At 54.3% G+C, this 5,568-nt stretch carries 3 rRNA genes; all 3 read left to right on the top strand.

What is annotated here, in order from left to right:
• The first annotated feature begins 167 nt into the window (after window positions 1-167).
• The 3 genes from OVO38_RS12285 (at window position 168) to rrf (ending at window position 5,567) form a co-directional block, all read left to right on the top strand.
• Window positions 168-1,684, top strand: a 16S ribosomal RNA gene (locus OVO38_RS12285).
• Window positions 1,685-2,201: 517 nt separating this feature from the next.
• A 23S ribosomal RNA gene (locus tag OVO38_RS12290) occupies window positions 2,202-5,274 on the top strand.
• Between the two features lie 175 nt (window positions 5,275-5,449).
• Window positions 5,450-5,567 (top strand): 5S ribosomal RNA (gene rrf, locus OVO38_RS12295).
• Together the 16S, 23S and 5S rRNA genes form the textbook arrangement of a ribosomal RNA operon.
• Window position 5,568 lies beyond the last annotated feature (1 nt).

The raw sequence follows: 5,568 nt of genomic DNA on the forward strand, positions 1-5,568 counted from the left end.
TTTTTTGTTGTGTCGGCCTGTTTTTGCCCCGTCGGGTTGGGTCGGCACTGAAAGTAATTTGAGGATTTGCCAATCCTGCACTGCGATTGTTTTTGGTTGTGGTGTGGGTTGGTTTGTTTTTGGTTAGGTTTGGGCTTTTCACGGCCTTTGTTTCTTGCTGAAACTTTTTTGTGGAGAGTTTGATCCTGGCTCAGGATGAACGCTGGCGGCGTGCTTAACACATGCAAGTCGAACGGAAAGGCCCTGCTTGCAGGGTACTCGAGTGGCGAACGGGTGAGTAACACGTGGGTGATCTGCCCTGTACTTTGGGATAAGCCTGGGAAACTGGGTCTAATACCGAATATGACAATTGTTTGGATGCGATTGTGGAAAGCTTTTGCGGTATGGGATGAGCTCGCGGCCTATCAGCTTGTTGGTGGGGTAATGGCCTACCAAGGCGTCGACGGGTAGCCGGCCTGAGAGGGTGTACGGCCACATTGGGACTGAGATACGGCCCAGACTCCTACGGGAGGCAGCAGTGGGGAATATTGCACAATGGGCGCAAGCCTGATGCAGCGACGCCGCGTGGGGGATGACGGCCTTCGGGTTGTAAACTCCTTTCGCAACCGACGAAGCTTTTGTGACGGTAGGTTGAGAAGAAGCACCGGCTAACTACGTGCCAGCAGCCGCGGTAATACGTAGGGTGCGAGCGTTGTCCGGAATTACTGGGCGTAAAGAGCTCGTAGGTGGTTTGTCGCGTCGTTTGTGGAATACCGCAGCTTAACTGCGGGGTTGCAGGCGATACGGGCATAACTTGAGTGCTGTAGGGGAGACTGGAATTCCTGGTGTAGCGGTGGAATGCGCAGATATCAGGAGGAACACCGATGGCGAAGGCAGGTCTCTGGGCAGTAACTGACGCTGAGGAGCGAAAGCATGGGGAGCGAACAGGATTAGATACCCTGGTAGTCCATGCCGTAAACGGTGGGCGCTAGGTGTGAGTCCCTTCCACGGGGTTCGTGCCGTAGCTAACGCATTAAGCGCCCCGCCTGGGGAGTACGGCCGCAAGGCTAAAACTCAAAGGAATTGACGGGGGCCCGCACAAGCGGCGGAGCATGTGGATTAATTCGATGCAACGCGAAGAACCTTACCTGGGCTTGACATACACTGGATCGGGCTAGAGATAGTCTTTCCCTTTGTGGCTGGTGTACAGGTGGTGCATGGTTGTCGTCAGCTCGTGTCGTGAGATGTTGGGTTAAGTCCCGCAACGAGCGCAACCCTTGTCTTATGTTGCCAGCATTTGGTTGGGGACTCATGAGAGACTGCCGGGGTGAACTCGGAGGAAGGTGGGGATGACGTCAAATCATCATGCCCCTTATGTCCAGGGCTTCACACATGCTACAATGGTCGGTACAACGCGTGTGCGATCCTGTGAGGGTGTGCTAATCGCTGAAAGCCGGTCGTAGTTCGGATTGGGGTCTGCAACTCGACCCCATGAAGTCGGAGTCGCTAGTAATCGCAGATCAGCAACGCTGCGGTGAATACGTTCCCGGGCCTTGTACACACCGCCCGTCACGTCATGAAAGTTGGTAACACCCGAAGCCCATGGCCCAAACTTGTTAGGGAGTGGTCGAAGGTGGGATCGGCGATTGGGACGAAGTCGTAACAAGGTAGCCGTACCGGAAGGTGCGGCTGGATCACCTCCTTTCTAAGGAGCTTTTTATTGTTGTGCCCACGGTTGTGGGTTGGTGGTTGATGTCGCCGTAGGTGTGACTGCCACTTATTTGTTTTGTATAAATTCCGGGTGGATGCGCACCGGCAGGGTTGGATGCTTCTGCTTTGTGTGGCGCGGGTGTGTGACCAGTTTTTCGCAAACATGGTTTTGGGTATGTTGGCATGCTGTTGGGTGTCTGGGGCAGCACATGGCCTGCGCACGGCGTTTGCGTTGTGTGTGGTTGTGGTTGTCTTGTTGGCCTGCACGTGAATGATCACTGCGCTGTTTGTGGTGTGTGGTTGTTGTGGTGTGGGTGTGTTGTGTGAGAACTGTATAGTGGACGCGAGCATCTTTCTTCTTTGCCGCATCTTGGTACACGCGTTTGTGTGTGCTTGGGGTGTGGTGTTGTGAAGGATTTTTTGTTTTGTAAGTTTGCAAGACTGTTTTTGTGTTTTGTGTATCTGAGCATGCGCCGCCCTGTGGTGGTGTGTGTTTGTGTGTGTTGGATAATTGTTTGGTTATTCAGGGCGTACGGTGGATGCCTTGGCATGCTGAGCCGATGAAGGACGTGTGAGGCTGCGTTATGCCTCGGGGAGTTGTCAACAAAGCGTTGATCCGAGGATGTCCGAATGGGGGAACCCAGCACCGGTTGTGTGGTGTTACCTGCAGATGAATGCATAGTCTGTGTGGAGGTTGACGCGGGGAAGTGAAACATCTCAGTACCCGTAGGAGAAGAAAACAATTGTGATTCTGCTAGTAGCGGCGAGCGAACGTGGATGAGGCTAAACCATGTGCGTGTGATACCTGGCAGGGGTTGCGTGTGTGGTGTTGTGGGGTGCAGTGTTTCTGGGCTGCTGACCAGGAGCGTGCGCGTGCGTGTTAGCGGAAGCATCTGGGATGGTGCGCCGGAGTGGGTGAGAGTCCTGTACGTGAAGGCGTGTGCGTGTGTGTTGTTGTTGCCCCGAGTAGCAGCGGGCTCGTGGAATCTGCTGTGAATCTGCCGGGACCACCCGGTAAGCCTAAATACTCAGTGTGACCGATAGTGGATAGTACCGTGAGGGAATGGTGAAAAGTACCCCGGGAGGGGAGTGAAAGAGTTCCTGAAACCGTGCGCTTACAATCCGTCAGAGCACTTCTTTTAGTGTGATGGCGTGCCTTTTGAAGAATGAGCCTGCGAGTCAGCGGCATGTCGCGAGGTTAACCCGTTAGGGGTAGTCGTAGCGAAAGCGAATCCTCATTGGGTGTTTTAAGTGGCATGTCCTGGACCCGAAGCGGGGTGATCTACCCATGGCCAGTGTGAAGCAGCTGTAAGAGGTTGTGGAGGCGCGAACCCACGTAGGTTGAAAACTGCGGGGATGAGTTGTGGGTAGGGGTGAAAGGCCAATCAAACTCCGTGATAGCTGGTTCTCCCCGAAATGCATTTAGGTGCAGCGTTGTATGAGCTTGCCGGAGGTAGAGCTACTGGTTGGTTGAGCGGGACTATCATCTTAGCAACATCAGCCAAACTCCGAATGCCGGTTGAAGTGTTGTACAGCAGTGAGACTGTGGGGGATAAGCTTCATAGTCGAGAGGGAAACAGCCCAGATCGCCGGTTAAGGCCCCTAAGGGTGTACTAAGTGGAAAAGGATGTGGGATCGCGAAGACAGCCAGGAGGTTGGCTTAGAAGCAGCCATCCTTGAAAGAGTGCGTAATAGCTCACTGGTCGAGTGGTTCCGCGCCGACAATGTAGTGGGGCTCAAGTACACCGCCGAAGCCGCGGCAACAATGTTTTGTTGGGTAGGGGAGCGTCGTGCATGGTGTGAAGCAGTACCGTGAGGGGTTGTGGACTGTGTGCGAGTGAGAATGCAGGCATGAGTAACGAGTGTAAGGTGAGAATCCTTACCGCTGGATGACTAAGGGTTCCTGGGTCAAGTTCGTCTTCCCAGGGTGAGTCGGGTCCTAAGGCGAGGCCGACAGGCGTAGTCGATGGTCAACGGGTTGATATTCCCGTACCCGTGTGTGTGCGTCAAGTGATGAAGCGGTGATACTAACCACCCTGATCGCTGGCCATGGCACTACTTTGTGGTGCTGGGTTGGTGTGATGCGTGGGGCCTGAGTCGTTGTAGTCAAGTGATGGGGTGACGCAGTGTGGTAGCCAAGCCACTTATTGGATTGTGGTGTAAGCGTGTGGCACGACGGTGTGTGAAATGCCATCGTCATTGTGTGTGAGGCGTGATGCGTAGCCCTTTTTTGGGTGATGTTGGTGATCCTGTGCTGTCGAGAAAAGCCTCTAGCGAGTGTGCATACGGCCCGTACCCGAAACCGACACAGGTGGTCAGGTAGAGAATACTAAAGCGGTCGGGTGAACTGTGGTTAAGGAATTCGGCAAAATTCCCCCGTAACTTCGGGAGAAGGGGGACCTGTGCTGGTGGCCATGTTTTCTCATGGTGTGCTGGTGTGGGTCGCAGAGAAGAGAGGGGAGCGACTGTTTATCAAAAACACAGGTCCGTGCGAAGACGGTTAAGTTGATGTATACGGACTGACGCCTGCCCGGTGCTGGAAGGTTACGAGGACCTGTTAGATCCTTTGTTGGGTCGAAGCGGAGAATTTAAGCCCCAGTAAACGGCGGTGGTAACTATAACCATCCTAAGGTAGCGAAATTCCTTGTCGGGTAAGTTCCGACCTGCACGAATGGCGTAACGACTCCCCTGCTGTCTCAACCACAGGCCCGGTGAAATTGCAGTACGAGTAAAGATGCTCGTTTCGCGCGGCAGGACGAAAAGACCCCGGGACCTTCACTATAGCTTGGTATTGGCATTCGGTGCGGTTTGTGTAGGATAGGTGGGAGACTGTGAAGCATTGACGCTAGTTGGTGTGGAGTCGTTGTTGAAATACCACTCTGACCGTAGTGGATATCTAACCTTGGCCCATGATCTGGGTTGGGGACAGTGCCTGGTGGGTAGTTTAACTGGGGCGGTTGCCTCCCAAAATGTAACGGAGGCGCCCAAAGGTTCCCTCAGCCTGGTTGGCAATCAGGTGTTTAGAGTGTAAGTGCACAAGGGAGCTTGACTGTGAGACTTACAAGTCGAGCAGGGACGAAAGTCGGGACTAGTGATCCGGCACCTACTTGTGGATGTGGTGTCGCTCAACGGATAAAAGGTACCCCGGGGATAACAGGCTGATCTTCCCCAAGAGTCCATATCGACGGGATGGTTTGGCACCTCGATGTCGGCTCGTCGCATCCTGGGGCTGGAGTAGGTCCCAAGGGTTGGGCTGTTCGCCCATTAAAGCGGCACGCGAGCTGGGTTCAGAACGTCGTGAGACAGTTCGGTCTCTATCCGCCGCGCGCGTTGAAACTTGAAGAAGGCTGTCCCTAGTACGAGAGGACCGGGACGGACGTACCTCTGGTGTGCCAGTTGTTCCGCCAGGAGCATTGCTGGTTGGCTACGTACGGGAGGGATAACCGCTGAAAGCATCTAAGCGGGAAGCCTGTTTTGAGATGAGGTTTCTTAGGCGCCCAGGAGATGACTGGGTTGATAGGCCAGATCTGGAAGCATCGTAAGATGTGGAGGTGACTGGTACTAATCCGCCGTTGATCAAACACTTTTGCACACACGTGGATACACTTGTGGTGTTGTAGGTTTGCGAAACGATTTGTTTGCGTCCACTATGCAGTGCTGGCACAGCACACCTGTTGGCTAACTGTTCATATTGTTGAATATTTTGACTGTCGCATCACCAATCCTTGGTGGTTGGTGGCTGGCATGCCCCGTTGGGTGTGTCGGTGGTTGATGGCGGCGGGGAAACGCCCGGTCCCATTCCGAACCCGGAAGCTAAGCCCGCCCGCGCTGATGGTACTGCACTCGGGAGGGTGTGGGAGAGTAGGTTACCGCCGACCC

This window comes from Corynebacterium sp. Marseille-P8863 (assembly GCF_946902955.1).
GTDB lineage: Bacteria > Actinomycetota > Actinomycetes > Mycobacteriales > Mycobacteriaceae > Corynebacterium > Corynebacterium gottingense.